Annotated in this window: 19 protein-coding genes, 1 tRNA gene and 1 pseudogene; 20 read left to right on the top strand and 1 reads right to left on the bottom strand. The window is 42.5% G+C overall.

Annotated features, from left to right (window positions below):
- Positions 1 to 108: 108 nt before the first annotated feature.
- Together hisC and JI65_RS03420 are read left to right on the top strand one after the other, a co-directional pair.
- Positions 109 to 1,257 carry a histidinol-phosphate transaminase gene (gene hisC / locus JI65_RS03425; protein WP_191013979.1) on the top strand — a complete coding sequence of 383 codons (1,149 nt, stop codon included), beginning with the start codon at positions 109 to 111 and terminating at the stop codon, positions 1,255 to 1,257.
- A gap of 177 nt (positions 1,258 to 1,434) precedes the next feature.
- The gene (locus tag JI65_RS03420) at positions 1,435 to 2,133 is read left to right on the top strand and encodes a metallophosphoesterase family protein (protein WP_191013978.1); all 699 of its coding nucleotides are present in this window, start codon (positions 1,435 to 1,437) and stop codon (positions 2,131 to 2,133) included.
- Between the two features lie 15 nt (positions 2,134 to 2,148).
- Here the strand turns inward: JI65_RS03420 and JI65_RS03415 are convergent, their stop codons facing one another.
- Entirely contained in the window at positions 2,149 to 3,159 is a 1,011-nt protein-coding gene (locus JI65_RS03415; RefSeq protein WP_191013977.1) for a formylglycine-generating enzyme family protein, read from the bottom strand.
- Positions 3,160 to 3,431: 272 nt separating this feature from the next.
- Between JI65_RS03415 and mraZ the strand changes: the two genes are divergently transcribed.
- From mraZ to JI65_RS03335, 18 genes and pseudogenes are all read left to right on the top strand, one after another.
- The gene (gene mraZ, locus JI65_RS03410) at positions 3,432 to 3,884 is read left to right on the top strand and encodes a division/cell wall cluster transcriptional repressor MraZ (RefSeq protein ID WP_191013976.1); all 453 of its coding nucleotides are present in this window, start codon (positions 3,432 to 3,434) and stop codon (positions 3,882 to 3,884) included.
- 121 nt (positions 3,885 to 4,005) lie between these two features.
- Positions 4,006 to 5,001, top strand: a complete 996-nt coding sequence (rsmH, locus tag JI65_RS03405; RefSeq protein ID WP_191013975.1) for a 16S rRNA (cytosine(1402)-N(4))-methyltransferase RsmH — start codon at positions 4,006 to 4,008, stop codon at positions 4,999 to 5,001.
- Positions 5,001 to 5,294, top strand: a complete 294-nt coding sequence (gene ftsL, locus JI65_RS03400) for a cell division protein FtsL (protein WP_191013974.1) — start codon at positions 5,001 to 5,003, stop codon at positions 5,292 to 5,294. The genes rsmH and ftsL overlap by 1 nt, the downstream gene beginning before the upstream one ends.
- A 186-nt stretch (positions 5,295 to 5,480) precedes the next feature.
- Positions 5,481 to 6,929: a UDP-N-acetylmuramoyl-tripeptide--D-alanyl-D-alanine ligase gene (locus JI65_RS03395; protein ID WP_191013973.1), complete on the top strand. Its 1,449-nt coding sequence runs from the start codon at positions 5,481 to 5,483 to the stop codon at positions 6,927 to 6,929.
- 32 nt (positions 6,930 to 6,961) lie between these two features.
- Positions 6,962 to 8,134: an FtsW/RodA/SpoVE family cell cycle protein gene (locus tag JI65_RS03390; RefSeq protein ID WP_191013972.1), complete on the top strand. Its 1,173-nt coding sequence runs from the start codon at positions 6,962 to 6,964 to the stop codon at positions 8,132 to 8,134.
- The gene (locus JI65_RS03385) at positions 8,127 to 8,951 is read left to right on the top strand and encodes a cell division protein FtsQ/DivIB (RefSeq protein ID WP_191013971.1); all 825 of its coding nucleotides are present in this window, start codon (positions 8,127 to 8,129) and stop codon (positions 8,949 to 8,951) included. The genes JI65_RS03390 and JI65_RS03385 overlap by 8 nt, the downstream gene beginning before the upstream one ends.
- A gap of 11 nt (positions 8,952 to 8,962) precedes the next feature.
- The gene (gene ftsA / locus JI65_RS03380) at positions 8,963 to 10,243 is read left to right on the top strand and encodes a cell division protein FtsA (RefSeq protein WP_191013970.1); all 1,281 of its coding nucleotides are present in this window, start codon (positions 8,963 to 8,965) and stop codon (positions 10,241 to 10,243) included.
- Between the two features lie 105 nt (positions 10,244 to 10,348).
- The gene (locus tag JI65_RS17300) at positions 10,349 to 10,564 is read left to right on the top strand and encodes a hypothetical protein (RefSeq protein WP_340138427.1); all 216 of its coding nucleotides are present in this window, start codon (positions 10,349 to 10,351) and stop codon (positions 10,562 to 10,564) included.
- Positions 10,536 to 11,864: a cell division protein FtsZ gene (gene ftsZ, locus JI65_RS03375; RefSeq protein WP_242457150.1), complete on the top strand. Its 1,329-nt coding sequence runs from the start codon at positions 10,536 to 10,538 to the stop codon at positions 11,862 to 11,864. Before JI65_RS17300 ends, ftsZ begins: the two co-directional genes overlap by 29 nt.
- Positions 11,864 to 12,811: a tyrosine recombinase gene (locus tag JI65_RS03370; protein WP_191013969.1), complete on the top strand. Its 948-nt coding sequence runs from the start codon at positions 11,864 to 11,866 to the stop codon at positions 12,809 to 12,811. The genes ftsZ and JI65_RS03370 overlap by 1 nt, the downstream gene beginning before the upstream one ends.
- Positions 12,812 to 12,827: 16 nt before the next feature.
- Positions 12,828 to 13,235 carry a tetratricopeptide repeat protein gene (locus JI65_RS17295; protein WP_242457149.1) on the top strand — a complete coding sequence of 136 codons (408 nt, stop codon included), beginning with the start codon at positions 12,828 to 12,830 and terminating at the stop codon, positions 13,233 to 13,235.
- Entirely contained in the window at positions 13,219 to 13,560 is a 342-nt protein-coding gene (locus JI65_RS17290) for a tetratricopeptide repeat protein (protein WP_242457148.1), read from the top strand. Before JI65_RS17295 ends, JI65_RS17290 begins: the two co-directional genes overlap by 17 nt.
- A 183-nt stretch (positions 13,561 to 13,743) precedes the next feature.
- On the top strand, positions 13,744 to 14,520 hold the full coding sequence (gene dprA, locus JI65_RS03360) for a DNA-processing protein DprA (protein ID WP_191013968.1): 777 nt from the start codon (positions 13,744 to 13,746) through the stop codon (positions 14,518 to 14,520).
- Between the two features lie 86 nt (positions 14,521 to 14,606).
- Positions 14,607 to 16,755, top strand: a pseudogene (topA, locus tag JI65_RS03355) (type I DNA topoisomerase).
- 92 nt (positions 16,756 to 16,847) lie between these two features.
- On the top strand, positions 16,848 to 17,786 hold the full coding sequence (locus tag JI65_RS03350; protein ID WP_191013967.1) for a tyrosine-type recombinase/integrase: 939 nt from the start codon (positions 16,848 to 16,850) through the stop codon (positions 17,784 to 17,786).
- Positions 17,787 to 17,848: 62 nt separating this feature from the next.
- Positions 17,849 to 18,394: an ATP-dependent protease subunit HslV gene (hslV, locus tag JI65_RS03345; protein WP_191013966.1), complete on the top strand. Its 546-nt coding sequence runs from the start codon at positions 17,849 to 17,851 to the stop codon at positions 18,392 to 18,394.
- An 81-nt stretch (positions 18,395 to 18,475) separates the two neighbouring features.
- Positions 18,476 to 19,948, top strand: a complete 1,473-nt coding sequence (gene hslU / locus JI65_RS03340) for an ATP-dependent protease ATPase subunit HslU (protein ID WP_277950582.1) — start codon at positions 18,476 to 18,478, stop codon at positions 19,946 to 19,948.
- Positions 19,949 to 20,074: 126 nt separating this feature from the next.
- A tRNA-Gly gene (locus JI65_RS03335) sits at positions 20,075 to 20,146 on the top strand.
- Positions 20,147 to 20,153: the final 7 nt, after the last annotated feature.

The following is a 20,153-nucleotide window of genomic DNA, read 5'->3' as shown; positions in this document are numbered from 1 at the left end:
CGAAAAACTTCAGTTTTTCAAGGCGCCCACAATATTATTATCCCGTGTGCTCGCTTGATTCAGCATATACAATAAATGTAAAATTGAGAATCAAAAAAAGGAGGCAAAATGATTTCCTCACGAATGAAAAACCTGCACCCCTATGTTCCGGGCGAGCAGCCAAAAGACCGAGCGTACATAAAACTCAACGCGAACGAGAATCCTTACCCGCCGTCACCAAAAGTCGTGGACGCGGTGGTGAATGCCGTAAAAAATCATCCTGAAAAACTGGGCCTTTATCCAGACCCTGATTCAAACGAACTCAAAAAAGCGATTGCAAAAATGCTCAACGAGACTGGCGGCGTTCTTTGCCGGGCCAGCGTGAACGGCGAGAGCGTTTCTCCGTTCGAGAGCGACAAGATTCCTTTTGAAGTAACACCGGAAATGATTTATTGCGGTAACGGAAGCGATGAAGTTTTGTCTTTCGTTTTTTACGCTTTTTTTGACGGTGACAGGGAACTTGTTCTTCCTGAGCACACTTACAGCTTCTATCCAGTTTACGCCGGATTTTACGAGATTCCGCTCGACAAAATTCCGCTCAATTCAGACTGGACTTTGAACGTTCCAAAAATGCTTTCCGACGCGAACGAAAAAAATACGAGCATAATTTTCGCGAACCCGAACGCGCCGACAGGCTTGGGCCTTACCAGAAATCAGGTGCGCGAAATGATTTTAAAGGCTCCTAAAGACCGCGTGTTCGTGGTTGACGAAGCTTACGTTGATTTTGGCGGTGAAAGCTGCATTCCGCTCATCAACGAATTTAAAAATCTCGTGATTGTTAGAACGTTTTCAAAATCACTTTGCGGTGCAGGGCAGCGATTGGGCTATCTCGTTTCAAATCCTGAACTTGTGAAGAACGTTACGACCGTAAAAAATTCTCTCAATCACTTTCCGATTGATTTTGTTGCTCAAACGGCAGGAATTGCGGCTTGTTCCGATTCAAAATATTACGTTGACTGTGCAAAAAAAGTCGTTCGCGAGCGTGAGGATTTTATAAAATTCTTGCGCGAGCGAAATTGGTTCGTAATCGACAGCCAAACGAATTTTATTTTTATAAAAAAAGACGGCGTTCCAGCGGAAGAAACTTACAAAGCTATAAAACAGGCCGGAATCCTGGTCCGCCACTTTTCGACACCTGGCATTGAAGACTTTTTAAGAATCACAATCGGCACAAAAGAACAAATGGAAGCCCTAAAATCCGTTATGGACAAAATTTAGGCAGTTTGTAATTTTCTGACACAGATGCACACAGGTATGCACAGCTGGAACACGGTGTTTTTTGCTTTATCTGTGCCTTATCACCGTTCATCTGTGTTAATCTGTGTCAAAATTTCAGAATGACACTTTTTTTTACACTTGCAAGTTTATAATGCGGAAGCCGTGAGGAGGTTAAATATGAAGTTTTTGGTAATTTCTGATATTCATGGAAATCTTGAGAAGCTCGACAAACTTGACGAAAAATTCCAGCTTGCCGACGCAGTTCTTTTTGGCGGAGATTTTGCACTTTTTGAACACGAGGAAACTGGCAAGCCTGTACTCGAAAAACTTACAAAAAAGCACGAAAAAATATTTGCAGTCCTCGGAAACTGCGACAATCCAGATTTCCTCGAAGAAATTGAGAATGCCGACGTGAGCGTTCAGGGAACCGTCACATACGATGAAGGAATTGCGATTGCAGGTTCTGGAGGCGGCTCAAAATTTACAGGCTCAACACCGTTTGAGCGTTCAGAAGAGGAACTTGTTTCTGATTTTGATGTAATTGAAAATTCCAGCGAAGAGTGCGCAGACGAAAACGGTCATTGGTCAAATTTGATTCTGATTATGCACAATCCGCCAAAAGACACTGAATGCGACAAAATTCCGAACGGAGTTCATGTGGGAAGTCAGCTTTTGCGCGATTTTATTGAAAAACGCACCCCGTTTTTGGTCGTGACAGGCCACATTCACGAGAGCGCGGGCATCAGTAAAATCGGAGACACGACAGTAATCAATCCGGGTAGCCTCGGTGAAGAAGGCAAATACGGCTGGGTAACTGCTGCCAAAGATTCTGAAGGCAAATGGAAAGTTGACTCAGCCGAGCTTTGCTCATTGTAATGATTGCCTTAAAATCTATTTTTCCGCCTTTACGGTCTGAACAAATCTAAAGCCCATAAAATCATAGCTTTCGTTCGGATCGTAACTGTAGCGGTCTCCTGCGGCACTCAGCATCGTAACAGGGCTCCAGCTTCCGCCGCGGCAGACTCGCTCGCTTCCAAATTCCAGTCCTGTTGCACGCTTTCCAGGTTCAACGTCCTCGTAGCGGGTAAAAAACCAGTCCCAGCAGAATTCGATTACGTTTCCGCTCATGTCAAAAATATCGGCGGCATTTGCGTTTCCTGAGCCAGGCTCCGGAAACGCCGATTCTTTGAACACGGTTCCCGCAGTTCCCACGACGTGCGTTTCTTCAGAGTTCATCGGCGTCCAAGCCACTTCATCCTCTGAATATTTTTCATTTCCGTTCTTGTCGAACTGACCGCTAACGTATCCTCCGTCCATGTAGCCGTTCGGGAGCTTTCGTGCGGCAAATTCCCATTCCGCTTCGGTGGGCAGTCTAAATCCGTCCGCTTCAAAATTGCATTGGGCAAGGTCGCAAGAAGCCGTGTCAGTCGCATCTTTAAGGACTTTCTTGTTATTCGTGTAGCATGGCGTCAATCCGTGAATTTCGCTCAAAGCGTTGCACCAGACGATTGCGTCGTACCAAGAAATCAGCGTAACTGGCTGGTGGCGAGTTTCGTCGGTTGGGGCCGCTCCCGTTTTTCCTTTTGAGCCGCCTTCGCCCTTGCTTTTGAACGTGTAGCCAAGTTGTTCGGCAATGTCGCGGACTTCGTACCAAAGTTCGTAAGTCGTTTCGTATTGATTCATCAAAAATGGCGTAATCCATCTCGTGGCTGTGTAAGACTGCGTTCCGTCCCCGATTACGTACCTTTCGTAGAGCACGTTTTTTTGCGTCGGGCCAAGCCGAACCATTGAAATCGAATCAAAATGCGTATGTTTTTTTTGGGCAAATATGATTGGTGAATAAAATATTGAAGAAAAAATGAATGCACAAACCAGACTAAAAAAATATTTTGCTCGATGCATAACTTGCTCCTAAAATCATAAAAAATACGGTGTTTTAACAGGTGATATTTTAAACATTCGGGCAATTAAAAAGCAAACCTTAAAAAATTAAAAACGAATTAAAAAATTTTATAAAAAAAATAATCGGTCCGAATCCCTTTATTTATTAGCTTCCCGGATTTTTAGAGCTAAAAATAAATTTTTATCGGTAAAAAATGACGTTGACTTTATAAGTTTTGTGGTTAAAATAGAAACTGTGGTGGGAAAAAGTGGGTGTAAGTGGTGAATAGTGGATGGAACTGCTGACAGGTGAATATCACAACACTATGGACGAGAAAGGGAGAATTTTATTCCCCGCTCATCTCAGAAGTGAACTATCAGGTAATAATATTCTCATAGTCACGCAGTCTCTTGACCGCTGTTTATGGCTTTATACCCCAGAAGAATGGAAAAATCTTTCGTCAAAAATCATGGAGTCGGCTTCTCCGTTCAATACGCAGAACCGCTTGGTTTTGAGACGATTGATTGCTCCGGCTCAGGAAGTTGAATTCGACAAGTCAGGTCGAATTTCAATTCCTCAGAGCTTACGTGATTACGCTGGACTTTCAGGTTCTTGTGAATGTGTTATTTTGGGGATTAACAAATACATGGAACTCTGGAATTCCGAGACTTACGCAAATTATTTGAAAGAAACGGAAGATTCTTTTTTGCAGGCTGCAGAGGGACTTGGTTCTATAAGTTTCTGATTTTTTTCTAATAATTGCGAGCTTGCGCGGCAATCTTTTACACTACAAGGTGAATCAGAGTGCCGCGCTTATTTTTTATCTTCTTGTCACCATCTAAAAAAATAGCTTTGGGGTAAAAAAGTTGGAAATCGTTCATACGCCAGTCCTTTTAAATGAGTGTCTTGAATATTTGTCTCCTGTCGGAGAGCCTTTTGAAAATCATGCTTTTATGATTGATTCGACATTGGGTGAGGGCGGACATTCAAACGCGTTTCTTTCAAAATTCCAAAATCTTCATATTTTAGGTCTTGATGCGGACAAGACGATTCAGGCACGCGCCCGTGAACGGTTAAGTCCTTTTGGCGAAAGAATGCAGTTTTACAACGGCTGGTTCAATAATTTTTACAAGAATTTTGATTTTGAGAGCCAGGAAAGACCTAATATCATTCTTTTTGACCTGGGAATCAGCGTTTATCATTACGAAAAATCCGGGCGAGGATTCTCTTTCCGTTACGACGAACCGCTCGATATGCGTTTGAATTCCGATGAAGGCGAGAGCGCCGCCGACATTGTGAACACGATGCGGGAAGAAGAACTTGCAAATCTTATCTATTTATATAGCGACGAAAAAATGAGCAGGAGAATTGCGAAAGCCATTGTTTCGGCAAGAAGCACGGGAAAGATAATGTCTTCAAAAGCTTTAGCCGAAATTATATATGACGCAGTTCCTGCAAATTATCGTCATGGTCCGATTCATCCGGCAACGAGAACTTTTCAGGCGTTGAGAATCGCTGTGAACAGCGAGCTTCGACGTCTTCCAGAAGCTCTTCATGCCGCGTTCAACGTTCTTCAGACGGGCGGAAAAATGGGTGTAATCACTTTCCATTCGTTAGAGGACAGAATCGTAAAGAATTACTTTAGGAATCTCGGAAAACAGTGCGTTTGTCCTCCTGAGCAACCAAAATGTACATGTGGCGGAACGCCTTGTGCAGAGATTTTGACCAGAAAACCAATTGAGCCTACGACCGAAGAAGTAAAAGTGAATTCTCCGAGCCGCAGCGCGAAGTTGCGTGTTGTACGAAAACTTCGGGATGCGTCAGAAATTCATTTGTTACAAATCGAGTCGGAGGCTATTTAATGACGCTTCGTCATCCAAAGCGAGGCTCTCTTGTAATCTATCTTATTGCCATTTGCATACCCGCTTTGCTTTTAGTGAACGTGTATCAGGCGAATAGATTCAAGAACCTCAAACACGAGCTTAACAGCCTTGAAAACAGGCAGGTGGAGCTTGTGGAAAAAAATAGGGAGCTTATTTCTGACATCAGCGTGCTTTCCAGTTCAGACCGAATCGAAAAGCTTGCTGAGAACGAACTTGGAATGCATAAAGCAAATAAAGAAGATATCGTTCGTGTCGAAATAAAGTCAAAGTAAAAACTCGCGTTCACCGGTAGCCCTAAAACTCAGGATGTTTTTAGGCTTTCCGGCGAGTTTTTTCGCGATGTTTTCTTGAGGATAGTGAGTCTTAAAACATCGCATTTTTAGGTTGACTCAAAAAAACGAAGTTTTTGGGCTTCCGCCAAATAAAAAAATTATGTCAAAAATCTGGGTGGGTATTTTATGACAGATGTAAAAAACGTCTCTTTTCTTTCTTTAAAAGAGTTTCTGAATGCTCTAAAGAGCATTGATGGCGAACTTTTGAACAAAGATTTTGACGAGAAAAATTTCTATTTTGATTCAGTGGCTACAGACAGCCGTTCCGTAAAGAAAAACACTCTTTTTGTGCCTTTAATCGGCGAAAAGCAGGACGGGCACATATACATTCCTAAGGCTCTCGAAAGCGGGGCTAGCGTCGTTCTTGTTTCAAAGAAAGATGATGAAATTATCGAACTTTCAAAAAAGAATCCTTGCGTTGCTTTTGTGTATGTCTCAAACACTTTGCACGGTCTTCAAAAAGCCGCTGGTGCGTATGTGCAGAAATTCCCGAATCTTATCCGTTGCTCCGTGACTGGTTCGAGCGGAAAAACGACCACAAAAGAAATTGCGGCTTCAGTTCTGAGTCAAAAATACAAGGTCGTTTGCAACGTTGGCAATTTGAATTCCGAGACGGGCTTGCCGCTTTCAGTGTTCAGCATTCGTTCTGATCATGAACTTGGACTTTTTGAGATGGGCATGAACCGCCAGAATGAAATAGGGGAGATTGCCGAAGTTTTTAAGCCGAATTTTGGAATCATAACGAATATTGGCACAGCGCACATAGGACTTTTGGGGTCTCGTGAGGCAATCGCACAAGAAAAAAAGAAGATTTTTAATTTTGTTGACTCAAACGGTGCTGCCGTAATTCCTGACGAAGATGATTTTGCAGATTTTCTTTGCGAGGGCGTAAAAGGAAAAATTATCCGCTACGGAAAGAACGTTAAAGATTCTGGAGTAGTTTTTATTAGCGACGACGGTCTTGAAGGCACGACTTTTTCTGTTGACGGCGTAAAAATGCGTCTTTCTCTTCCAGGAAAATATAACTTTACGAACGCTTTGGGCGCGGTTGCCCTTGCACGTGAACTTGGGCTTTCTCCAGAGCAGATTAAAGCCGGAATTGAGAGCTTAAAGCCGCTTAGCGGACGAAGCCAACTCGTAAAAGGTCGGCTGAACGTTCTTGAAGATTGCTACAACGCAAATCCGGATTCAATGGAAAAGGCGATTGAATTCTGTGCGTCAGTAAATATTCCTTCAAAAAAGATTTTTGTTCTCGGCGATATGCTGGAACTTGGTGATGAGTCTAAAAAGGCACATGCCAACGCCGGAAAACTCGCCATTGAAAGCAAGCCGGACATGATTGTTTTTGTGGGAACAGAAATGGCCTCTGGTTTTGACGAGGCAAAAAAACTTTCTGGCAACGGACAAAACACAAAATTGATTCATGTTGACGATTATTCACTCCAATCGATTGAAAAAGCCGCGTCCGAAATAAATTCATTTGCGTCGGACGGGGATTTTGTTTTGCTCAAAGGTTCCCGTGGAGTGGGGCTTGAGAGACTTATGCCTCTTCTTGAATCTAATTATAAAAAGTAGATTAGCGAAAAAAAGAGAATTGATAGTATAAAATGAGCCGTTTTAACTTTTTTACGAACAGACCGCTTGAAAAATACAGAAAATGTGACTCTTCAATAATTCTCCTTATAATTCTTTTGTGGGGAATCGGAATCGTCGCGCTGTATTTTTGTTCGAGCAGTTACGGTCAGCGGATTTTTGGAAGTCCGTTCCATTTTGTAAAAAGACAGCTCATAAGCTCTGCAATCGGTTTTTTTGGTTTTTTGTTTTTTGTGATTGTTGACATGAACAAAATCCGAAAGCTTTTGCCGATTATGGTTTTTGCCTCAGTTCTTTTATGTTTTTTGATTTTCGTTCCGGGATTAGGGAAAACCATAAACGGAGCTAGACGCTGGCTTAAAGTTCCTTTTCTTTCGACTTTTCAGCCATCTGAGCTTATTAAAATGGTCATGGTTCTTTATCTTGCGAACTTTTTTGACAAACAGAATAAGCTTTTAAAACAGGAAGACAAAACTGTCTGGCCTGCCGTTTGCTTTTTGCTGATGTTCTGCGGTTGCGTTCTGATGCACAAGGATTTTTCGACAACGTGTTTTATTTTTATGGTCGGCGTGCTTGTTTTTCTTGCATCGGGGGCAAAAATTCTCTGGCTTTTTCCACTTCTTTTGATTGTGGTTCCGCTCGCAGTTCTTTCGGTAACTTTGAATGAGTACCGTCTTAACCGAATTGTCGGTTATCTTGACCAGACGAACTATGCTCAGGATTACAATTATCAGCCGATGGCGGCAAAAAGGGCGATTATTTCCGGCGGATTTTGGGGGCAAGGGTTCGGTTCCGGGCTGATAAAAACCGGTCACGTTCCAGAAGTTCAGTCGGATTATATTTTTGCTGGCTGGGTCGAAGGAACTGGATTCTTCGGAGTGATTATTTACTTTATTCTTTTAGGCTGCTTTGCCTGGCGCGTCATGGTGACTGTCCTTACGACTTCTGACCGTTTCGCCTCCCTTGCTTCGTTCGGGCTTTTGGCGGTAATCGTCGGTCAGTCACTCATGAATGTGGCCGTTGTGGTTGGCGTAATTCCTTCAACTGGCGTGCCTTTGCCATTCTTTTCTTCGGGCGGAACGTCGATAATAATAACGTTAGCGATGTGCGGATTTATAGTTAACACTTCCCGCATCGATAAAATAGATGAGCAAGATACTTCTGTAGGAGATGTGATTTATGAGTGATTATGTTTTTCAGGCTTTCGACAATGTGTCACAGGTCTCAAAATCAAAAAGCGGGGGGACGTCAAAAATGAATACCCTAAAGCTTTTTATAATCGTTTTCTGTTTTCTTCTCGTTGTTGAAATGCTCGTTTATTTTCTTGTAATTCCGTGTTTGCAGACCGTTAATGTTGCCTGGAGCGGTTCGTCCAGTTATTCTGAACAGGAACTGAATCATTCTATAAGTCCTATGCTCTCAAAAAATTTTTTCAGTTTTGATTCTGATGAAGCGGTTGAGCTTATTTCGTCTATCGCAGGAATCGAGAGTGTTCAGATTGTAAAAAGTTTTCCCGATAAAATTTATATAAACGTAATTGAAAGAGAGCCGGTCGCAATGACTTTTGTCAATTCGAACGGACGGACGGTTCCCGTTCAGATTGACAAGAGCGGCGTTCTTTTTACTTCTCCTTCAAATATCGCTCATTCAGACCGTTCGATTCCATTGATTTCAGGAATTCCTTTGGAAAATATTCCTGAGGGCATGAGAATTCCTATGAAGTATCGTGGTCTTATGGATCAGATTGCTTCGATTAGAAAGCTTTCGCAGAATTATTTTGCGGCGGTTTCGGAAATCCACGTCGTTCCAAAGGAATATGGTAACTACGAGCTTGTTCTTTATCCTGTTCACTCAAAGACAAGGATTCTTACTGGTCGCCAATTGAATGAGGAAGCTTTGCAATATATGATGGTTGCGTTGGACGTAGTTAATACATTGGAGCCTGATGTTGAGGAAATTGACCTTCGTTATGGCTCGGTTGCATTCAGAACCCGTAATCAATAGCAGGAGTTTTTTTGACAGATAATGTTGTTATAGGTCTAGACATTGGCACTTGTTATGTCAGGGCTGTAATTGGTGTAATTAATGAAGATAATTCTGTGGAGATTCTCGGTGTTGCAAAAAGGGCTTCTCCCGGATTTTTGCGCAATGGCGTAATCGTAAATATTGAGTCTGCAAAAGAGGTGGTAAAAGATACCATTGAAGATGCAGAAATGAATGCTGGAATTGAGGCTGTGGGATGTGTCGCTGGAATTGGCGGTGCGCAGATTGAGTCTCATCAGTCGCAGGGGCAAGTTGCCATAAATACGGTAGGAAAGCGTGAGCGTTCGATTACAGAGGAAGACAGACAGCGAGTCTTGCAGAATGCGAATGCGTTCAGTATTCCTATGACTCGTGAAATTCTTCATCTTATTCCGCAAGATTATATTGTAAACGGTGTTCCGGGCTACAAAGATCCTCTGAACAATTTTGCTGTTCGTCTCGAAGTTGACGTTTGTATCATTACCGCATCGACAACTCAAATTAAAAACATAAAAGATTGTGTTGCCCGCACGAATTATGATTTGGACAAAGTTTTCTTAAAAACGCTTGCTTGTACGGAAGCCGTAATGGGAAAGGACGAGCGTGAACTTGGCTCGATTCTGATTGATTTGGGCGGCGGTTCGACCGATGCTGTCGTTATTTATGACGACGCGCCTATTTGCACGATTTCGATTCCTGCCGGCGGAAAACTTGTTACGAACGATATTGTAAAGGTTTGGGGAATTTCTCCAGAAAATGCTGAAAAAATAAAAATCGAAAACGGTTGTGCCTGGGCAGAGCTTGTTGGCATGAATGAAGAAGTTCTTGTTCCTGGAATTGGCGGAAAGGCTCCTGAACTAAAAAAGCGAATTGAATTGAGTCAGATTATTCAGGCCCGAATAATTCAGATTTTCCAGCTGTGCTTTGAAGAAATAAAGAAGAAATGTTTTACAGGCCCTGAGCGGCGTTATAAGATAAACAGTCTGGACGGAAATATTATTCTTACTGGTGGCGGCGCCCTTATGAACGGTGTCGTTGAGGCTGCAAAGTACGTTTTCCAGACTTCTGCCGTAAGAATTGGCGTTCCGGGAAATTTTGGTGGAATCGAAGAGTCTTACCGAACTTCCGAGTGGGCTACAGCCGTCGGTCTCATTATTGCGGACAAGGGAAGCTCTTCCGTAAAGCACGGTAAGAAACAGAAAGTTGTTGAATCAACTGACGAAGAAAATTTTTTGACAAAAGGTGTAAAAAAATTCATAAATATGTTTTTCTAAAATCTTTTTTTTGGTATAAAGAATAAATCAAAAAATTAGGCTTAAATAAATTTCGTCTCATATGGAATGGGGATTCCTTTTTATGGGTGGGAGGCAAGCAGATTGATGGATGTGCAAGTTGTAAATAACAATGGAAAGACGTTGAATGTTACGAGTCCGACTGTAATCAAAGTCGTTGGTTGTGGCGGCGGTGGCGGTAACGCTGTTGACTGCATGATTGACGCAAATATCCAAAATGTTGAATTTATCGCATTGAATACCGACCTTCAGGTTTTGAGCGAATCAAAAGCTGATGAAAAAATACAAATCGGAAAAAAATAGTGCCGGCGGTCTTGGTGCCGGTGGTCGTCCTGAGGTTGGTGAAGAAGCTGCAAAAGAAGACGAAGAAGTTATAAAAGGTCTTCTAAAAGATGCCGACATGGTTTTTGTAACCGCAGGTATGGGCGGTGGAACGGGAACAGGTTCGGCTCCTGTCGTTGCAAGAATTGCGCGTGAACTTGGTGCGTTGACTGTTGCTGTTGTAACAAAACCGTTTAAGTTTGAAGGACCTGTCCGAATGTCTCAGGCTGAGGCCGGCATTAAAAAACTTCACGAAGAGGTTGATTCTCTTATCGTAATTCCGAATCAGCATGTTCTTGATGAAACTGGAAAGCGAATTTCGATTCCTGAGGCGTTCCGAAAAGTTGATGATATTCTTCGCCAGGGCGTTCAGGGAATTTCTGATATTATCACTAAAAAAGGACTTATTAACCTTGACTTCCGAGATGTAAGTTCTGCGATGAAGGGGCAGGGAGACGCTATCTTCGGCATTGGTATTGGCGAAGGCGAAAATCGTGCGACTGATGCTGCTACTGCCGCAATCGGAAACAAACTCCTTGAAAACACGAACATTGACGGTGCAAAAAATATCCTTATTAATATTTGCGGAAACGATCAGTTCTCTCTTAACGAGTGTGAAGAGATTGTTCGAATTGTTACTGCAAGCGCAGATTCAGAGGCAAGAGTTATTTGGGGTCAGGTGATTGATAACAATATGGGCGAAAGCGTAAGCGTAACTGTTATCGCTACAGGATTCCATTCAAACAAGAAACCTGACAGTTCCGTTTCAAAACCTGTCGTAAAAAAGCCTATCGATTCTACAAACGAACTTGGTTACGGCGATTTCCAGGACTTGGTAAATCCAAAAACTCCTGTAGTTCCTCCGGTTCCACAGCCAGAGGCACCTGCAAAGGTTTCAGCTTCTGTTGCTTCAGAAAGAGCTTTCTCTTCTATACCTGACGGAATGTCTGGTCTTTTTGACACTCCGGTTTACGAAGACCCTGTAAAAAAATCTCCGATTCCTGAACCAACTCCTATGCCGGCTGCAAAATCTGCCCCTGTTGATATGGACTATTTGAGAAATCCTTCTGCTGTTGCAATGGGAAAAACTGCGGCTCCGCAAATGCAGCCTGCAAGGTCTGTTCCTCCGGTGTCTCGACCTGTTCAGCCTGTAAAGCCCGTTTCGTCATCTTTGCAGCCACCAAAAGACTTTGAATCTAATCCAAATGATTTGAGTCAGCCTGCAATTTGGCATTTGGACGTGAGCAAGCTTTCTAAAAATATTGGTTTTGGTAAGGAATAATGACTATAGAACTTCTGCTCTCCAGATTCTACAACGACTTAGCGTCTGTAGAGCGGGTTTCTGAGCTTACGGCCCAGACTTATTGCGAGTCATGCGAAATATTTTTGAATTGGCTAGTACAAGAACAAATCAAACTTGCATCGGTCACGATTCAGAACCTTTTGTATTTTCTTACATGGCGAAAAACCGAGAAGTCTTGTGACGAACTTACGATTGCAAAAGATATTTCAGGTCTTCGTGCGTTCGGTTCGTATCTCGTGCGAGCTGGCATGTGGAAAGAAAATATCGCAAAACTTCTTGACCGGCCAAAAGCTTCCCGTTCGCTTCCGCGGGTGCTTTCTGTGGAACAGGTTGATTCTCTTCTTGATTCAATAGATGTTTCGAAACCGCTTGGAATCAGGGATCGTGCGCTTTTTGAGCTTGTTTATTCTTGCGGACTTCGTATTAGCGAGGTTTGCTCACTGAAAATCGAAAATCTTCATTTGAACGAGCAGATGATAATCGTGCATGGAAAAGGCGACAAGGAACGAATGGTGCCGTTTGGCGAATCTGCCAAAAAACGCCTTGAAGCGTATTTGAATGACGTGCGCCCTAATCTTGTAAAAGGCAAGGTTGTTTCTCAGGTTTTCGTAAATTACAAGGGCGAGCCTATAAGCCGAAAAGGGGTCTGGAAGAATTTTCAGACGTTTGAGGCAAAAAGCGGTGTTACCGCAAAAGTTCATACTCTTCGGCATTCGTTTGCGACTCATTTGCTTGCCGGGGGAATGGATTTAAGGTCCGTTCAGGAACTTTTGGGGCATTCTGATTTGTCTACGACTACAATTTATACCCATGTCGAAGACAAGCAGCTTAGGGAAGGACATAATACTTATTTTCCTGGTCATAATTCCGAAAAAATACAGGAAAATATTAATGAAACTGATGATAATAAATTAATCAGCCGATAGAAAAAAAGAGGAAAAAATGGATAGAGATATTACAAAACGTAAAATACTAGGCATTTTGATTGCCGTTTTATTGCTTTCTGGATGTTCTAAATCTTCAAAATCGGTCATAAGACTTCAGAAACTTGAGGAAGGCGTTGTTAATCCTACGACTGTTGAAGAACTGCAAGTTGCAATCAAAAAATATCAGGATCGCGTAATGGACATTCAGCTTGCGAACGGTCAGGTTGCGATTTGGTACAAAATGCTTGGAGTCCGCTATCTTGACGCAAAAATGTATGGCGAGGCACTTAAGAGTTTTGAGGCTGCTTTGCAATTCTATCCTGACAACGAAAATCTCTACTATTATGTAGGTTTGTGTGCTGGCTATATGTCTCATGCAGCTCTTGATTTTGGCGGAACTGGAAGCAATGACCGAAAAAAATAATTATTTGAGGCTTGCAGAAGAAGCTTACAGTCGTGCGATTCAAATAAATCCCCGCTACACGCGTGCTCTGTATGCGCTCGGTGTTCTTTATGTTTTTGAATTCAAAGATTCGGAGGACAAAGCTATAACTCCGCTAGAAACACTCCTTACAATCGATACAAAAAATACTGATGCCATGTTTATTTTGGCCCGCGCGTATTCTTCAACCGGCTTGTATGACAAGGCAATTACACTTTACGACGAAATTATAAGACTTTCAAAATACCGAGAAAAAACGAAACGAGGCTCTTGCCAACAAGAAATTCGTTATGGATGCTCAGCATGAAAATTGATGAAGGTGAGCTTTTAAAGCGTCTGATTCTTGCAGACGCTTCTTTTTTGACTACAAAAGAAAAATAGCACGCTGGCTTCGACGGTGGATTCTGCCGAATGTCTTGCAAAAATGACTCTTGATGATCTTCAATTTTCTCTCAAACGTGTATTTTCACGTTGTTCTTGGAACGGGAGTTTGTCTCTAAAGAATGCTTTTCAGTCACTTCATATTTTAAAAGCCTTTGGAATCGGTTTTACTTGCATCGACGGAGCGGATTTTCCTGCGATGCTCAGGGAAATGAAAGATCCGCCGTACATGCTTTTTTATCGTGGAAATTTGGAAATCCTAAAGAAACAATGTGTTTCTGTCGTCGGGACAAGGCACTGTACCGTAAGCGCAAAAGAGGCTGCCGAGAGTTTTTCAATGGAAGCCGCTAATGACGATTGCGTTGTTGTGAGCGGGCTTGCCTTTGGAATAGATGCTTGCGCCCACAAAGGTGCGCTGAGCGCTGATTTGGGCGGAACGGCAGCTGTTTTGCCGGGCGGAATCGATAACATTGCTCCAAAATCGAACACACGATTGGCCGCAAGAATTCTTGAGAGTGGTGGTGTGATTTTAAGCGAATATATTCCAGGAACACCTGCAATGAATTTTCGTTTTGTACAGAGGAACAGAATTGTGGCAGCCCTTTCTCCTGCCACGGTGGTGATTCAGGCTCCGCCGGGAAGCGGTGCTATGCTCACGGCCGGTCTTGCTTTGGATTATAACCGTGAACTCTATTTTCATGCCGAGTGCTTTTCAAAGGAATCTGAAATCCTTACGCAGAGCGTGATTCAAAAAATAAAATCAGATTTAAGTAATTTTAAATCTGCCGAAAATAAACTTAATAATTCGCCAGCAGCTTTTGTAAAAGATGGTGCGCAAATTATAAAAGATTATTCTGATTACAAAAAATGTAGAAAATTTCAATAGGGTATGTCTATAAACTAAAAATTTTCTTCTATCTATACGATAGTTTATATAATGGATACCTCAATTTAAGAAAAATGGAGAAATCTATGGCGACTAAGAAGAAACCTGCTGAATCAACACTAGTAATAGTTGAGTCTCCTGCAAAAGCAACGACAATTGAAAAATATTTGGGTGCGGGCTATACGGTAAAAGCTTCTATGGGACATCTTATCGATTTGCCCAAATCAAGAATGGCTGTAAATATTGAAGACAACTTTCAGCCAGAATACATAACAGTTCGTGGACGCGCGAGTCTATTAAAAGAATTGCAGCGTGACGCAAAAAAATCTGACCACGTTCTGCTCGCATCCGATAACGACCGTGAAGGAGAGGCCATCGCCTGGCATTTGAACAATGCCCTAAAAGATAAAACCAAAGCGGATATAAAACGAATCGTTTTTAACGAAATCACTCCGCTTGCAATCAAAGAGGCTGTAAAACATCCTGGCGAAATCGTGGAGAGCAAGGTGAATGCACAAAAAGCCCGCCGCGTTCTTGACAGACTTGTTGGCTACAATTTGAGCCCGCTTTTGTGGGAAAAAGTGAAGAACGGCCTTAGCGCGGGGCGAGTTCAGTCCGTAGCCCTTCGTTTGATTTGTGAGCGCGAAAAAGAAGTTGAAGATTTTATTCCGGAAGAATATTGGACTCTCGAAGCTGATTTTGCAAAAGGAAAATCTAAATTTACGGCTCAGCTTGTTCAGTACAAAGGCGAAAAACCTGAATTAAAAAACGAAGAGTCTGTAAATAAAATTATTGATGAAATAAAGAATTCTCAGTGCAAAGTGAGCGATGTAAAAGTCACCGAAAAAAGCGTAAAGCCGAAGCCTCCGTTCACTACGAGTAAACTTCAGCAATCAGCCGCAAACCGACTCGGATTCACTTCCCGAAAAACGATGCAGATTGCTCAGCAACTTTACGAAGGAATCCAGATTGGCGCAAACCGTGTGGGTCTTATTACTTACATGCGAACCGACTCTGTTCGCATTGCAAAGACTGCCCTTGACGAAGTTCGCGAATGGATTGGAAAGAATTTTGCCGACGAACTTCCGGCAGAGCCGATTCACTATGCCGTAGGAAAGAGCGCCCAGGATGCCCATGAATGTATCCGTCCGACGTACACAAAATACACGCCAGACGAAATGAAAGAATATCTTTCCCGTGACCAGTTGCGTCTTTACACAATCATTTGGGAGCGTTTTGTTTCGAGCCAGATGAACAATGCAAAAACTGCCACGATGAGCGTTGACATTCAGGCGGGAGATGCTCTTTTTAGGGTTAGCGCGAGCAAATTAATCGAAAAGGGATTTTATAAAGTCATCAAACTTCTTTCTTCAAAAGAGGAAATTACAGGAAGTTTGCCTTCTCTCAAAAAAGACGAGGTTCTTGAAGCCAGTCACGAATTCTATCCAGAGCAGCATTTTACTCAAGGTCCTGCCCGATACACTGACGCTTCGGTTGTAAAAGTTCTTGAAGAAAAAGGAATCGGACGACCTTCAACTTACGCGCCGATTATTTCCACGCTTCTTGACCGATATTATGTTACTCGGAGCAATAAACAGCTTGTTCCTACGATTTTGGGACGAATGATTTGCAAGATTCTGGTCGAAGCATTCCCGGACGTAATCAACGAACATTTTACGGCCGACATCGAAAACAAACTTGATGAAGTTGAGCAGGACAAAATTGTTTGGAACAACATGATTGCAGACTTTTATGGTCCGTTCAAAAAACGTGTTGATGAAGTTGAGCATACTCAAAAAAGCGTAAAGGGATTCCTTGACGAAACCACTGACAAAATTTGCGAAAAATGCGGAAAACCGTTCGTTAAAAAACTCGGCAGGTTTGGTTACTTTCTCGCTTGTTCAGGATTCCCGGAATGCCACAACACTCGCTCTATTCCGCTTGCAAAATGTCCTGTAAAAGGCTGCGACGGTGAAATTGTTGCAAGAAAAACTCGTGGCCGCGGAAAGGAGTTTTTTGGTTGTTCAAATTATCCTAAGTGCAATTTTATTTCGCATTTCAAGCCGATTGACCAATATTGTCCAAAGTGCGGCTGGTTCCTCGTTGAAAAAATTCGACAAAAAAAACGGAAACTACAAGTCTTGCATAAATCCTGACTGCGACTACTTGCACTCTGCGGATGAAGAAAAGTCTGAAGACATTAAAAAGTTGATGTCCAATATTGAGCTAAAATAACTTGCAATGGAATCAAAAACTTCAGTTTGGAGTTTATACAGGGAAACTTCGAAAAATTTCAATCTTTCGGGGTTTCCGTATAGATTGTTTTTATGAACGAAAAAAAAGAAAATCATTCTCTTGAAGACTGCATAGATGAATTTTTGCTCTATCTTGATTCGGTGCGAGGTCTTTCCCCAAATACTGTAAAGGCGTATCGTTTGGATTTGGACCGCTTTAAAACGATTCTTCGCGAAAACGGAATTCCTTCCGATTCTGAAATTTCAGTTGTGCGCGAAGAGAATATCCGTGCATGCATTGGATTCCTTTCAAAAAATAAAAGTGCCGCCGCATCGATTAACAGATTTTTGTCTTCCGTAAAAACTTTATTTGCCTACTGCAGAAAAATTGATTATATTCAAATGAATCCGACTTTTGAAATCAAATCGGTAAAGATTCCTAAAAGGCTTCCCCGTTTTATGACGAATTCCGAAGTTGACAAACTTTGTGCGCAACCAGAAAAAAACGAACTGCTCTGGTCGTCTCGAGACTGTGCGATTTTGGAAATGTTGTATTCGAGCGGATGCCGTGTTAGCGAACTTGCCTCGCTTTTAATTTCGGATTTGGAAGCTGATTTTTCATCGGCGATTGTGACAGGAAAAGGCCGGAAGGACAGACGGGTTTATTTTGAAAAAGATGCCGTTGAAGCATTAAAAAAATACCTTGATGACCGTTCGCAAAGATTTCCTGCTGATGACGAGCAGGCTCTTTTTGTGAACCAACGCGGAAAGCCGCTTACAACACGCGGAATTGCTTATATCCTTACAAGATATTCTGGAAGCGAGGGAACGAAAATTCATGTTTCACCCCATGCGTTCAGGCATACTTTTGCGACCGCAATGTTGACTAATGGCGCGGATGTGCGTCTTGTTCAGGAACTTTTGGGCCATTCAAGCATATCGACGACGCAGCGTTACACGCACATCAACACGAATCAGCTTATAGCCATGTATAACAAGGCTCACCCTCATGGCGGTGACAAAGAAAAATAGACGTGCTCGGAAAACTGAAGTTGTCGAACACGTTCAATAGGATTCTTATTTTAGGAGAATTTATGGAACAGGAAAAAATCAGAAGCACGACCGTAATTGCCGTAAAACGAAATGGTCAGGTTGCGATGGCCGGAGATGGCCAGGTTACGCTTGGAAATACAGTTTGTAAAGGTAATGCAAGAAAGGTTCGAAAAATTTATAACGGCAAGATTCTTACGGGCTTTGCAGGAAGCGTTGCGGACGCGTTCACCCTTCTTGAAAAATTCGAAGAAAAAGTTAAGGAATTCAACGGAGACATTCTTCGTTCTGCCGTGGAGCTTGCAAAAATGTGGAGAACTGAGCGTTCTTTACAAAAACTTGAGGCAATGCTCATTGTTGCGGATTTGAACAGAATCCTTTTGATTTCTGGTGACGGAAACGTTATTGAGCCAGAGAACGATGTTCTTGCAATTGGTTCCGGCGGAAATTACGCGTATTCTGCGGCACTCGCATACTTGGATTCGAGCGATTTGAGCGCGAAAGAGATTGCCGAGAGAAGCCTTAGAATTGCGGGAAATATTTGCATTTACACTAACGGCAACGTGATTTGCGAGACTCTCGAAAAATAATTGGGAAACTCCCGAAAAAAATAAAATAACCGTGGCAGAATTTATTTTGCCCGACAGGAAATTTATATGGCAGAAAATGCAATTGAATCGAAAATCGACGGCTTAACGCCAAAAGAGATTGTAAATCGGCTTGACCAATACATTATCGGTCAAGAAAAAGCAAAAAAGGCTGTGGCTGTCGCCCTCAGAAACAGAATCCGAAGAATTCATTTGTCGGCAGAAATCCGTGACGAGGTTGCTCCAAAAAACATTCTGATGATTGGACCGACCGGAGTTGGAAAAACGGAAATTGCCCGCCGGCTTGCAAAACTCGTGAACGCACCGTTTATTAAGGTTGAGGCTACAAAATACACCGAAGTCGGTTATGTTGGCCGTGACGTTGAGAGCATGGTGCGTGATTTGATGGCAGTTGGTTACAACAATGTAAAGCACGAGATGGAAGAGCAGCTTCGCGAGGCAAGCTGGCCAAAGGTTGAGGAGCGGCTTTTGGATTTGCTTCTTCCTGGTACTGGCAAAAAAGATAATTCTGCCGAGCAGGAATCTGTGCAAACTTTCTCGTCACTCGGAGAGCTTTTTGAATCTTCTGCTGACGCAATGAAGACTCTTGAAGAGCAGAATAAAAAACTTGCAGAAAAGCAGGCTGAAGATGAATCTAAAAAAACTGCTGCAAATCCAACACGCGAGAAATTTAGACAGATGCTCCGTGAAGGAAAACTTGATGACCGCGAGGTTGAAGTGACTGTAAAGAGACAGCGAAGCGTTCCGAGCATGGAAATTATTGCTGGCGGAAGTCTTGACGACTTGCAGAGCGGAATGCAGGATTTGTCGAATCTTTTGAGCGGACGGAACATGAAGAAAAAGACTGTTTCTGTTCGTGAGGCAAAAAAGATTTTGCAGGAAGACGTTCTTGATTCGATGATTGATCCGGACAAAGTTGCGGACATTGCAAAAAATCGGGTTGAGCAGAGCGGAATCATTTTTATTGACGAAATTGACAAAATTGCTACGAAGGGCGGGGCTGCTAGCGGTCGAGACGTTAGCCGCGAAGGTGTTCAGCGAGACATTCTTCCGATTGTTGAAGGCTCAAAAGTCAACACAAAATTCGGTGTTGTTGACACGACTCATATTCTTTTTGTGGCCGCAGGCGCATTTAGTCTTTCGGCTCCGAGCGATTTGATTCCTGAGCTTCAGGGACGATTTCCGCTTCGAGTTGAGCTTGAATCTCTTACCAAGGAAGATTTTAGAAAAATCCTTCTTGAACCAAAAAATGCCCTTACCAAGCAGTATTCGGCTTTGCTTGCAACAGAAGGACTCAAAATCGTGTTTACAGACGACGCGATTGACCGCATGAGCGTTCTTGCCGAGGAAGTAAACTCGAAGAGCGAGAACATCGGTGCAAGACGACTTCACACAATTATGGAAAAGGTTCTTGAAGAAATCAGTTTTGATGCTGACGAGCATGCTGGCGAGACTTTGACGATTGACAGTTCGTATGTTGATGAGAAACTCAACGGAGTAATCAAAGATCAAGATCTTTCAAGATATATTTTGTAGATTTTTTTTCGGCTGCTTTTTTTGGGGCAGCCGTTATTTTTTTAATGCAAAAAAAAATTGAATAAAATACAAAGAAAAACTATTGACTTGATTATCAAAAATCTATAATCTATTTTCATCGCTTTTGCGGCAGTCATATAACGGCTATTATCTCAGCCTTCCAAGCTGAAGACGAGGGTTCGACTCCCTTCTGCCGCTCTTACAA

The organism is Treponema zioleckii (assembly GCF_014737315.1).
GTDB lineage: Bacteria > Spirochaetota > Spirochaetia > Treponematales > Treponemataceae > Treponema_D > Treponema_D zioleckii.
This window is presented reverse-complemented; position numbering and strand designations above follow the sequence as displayed.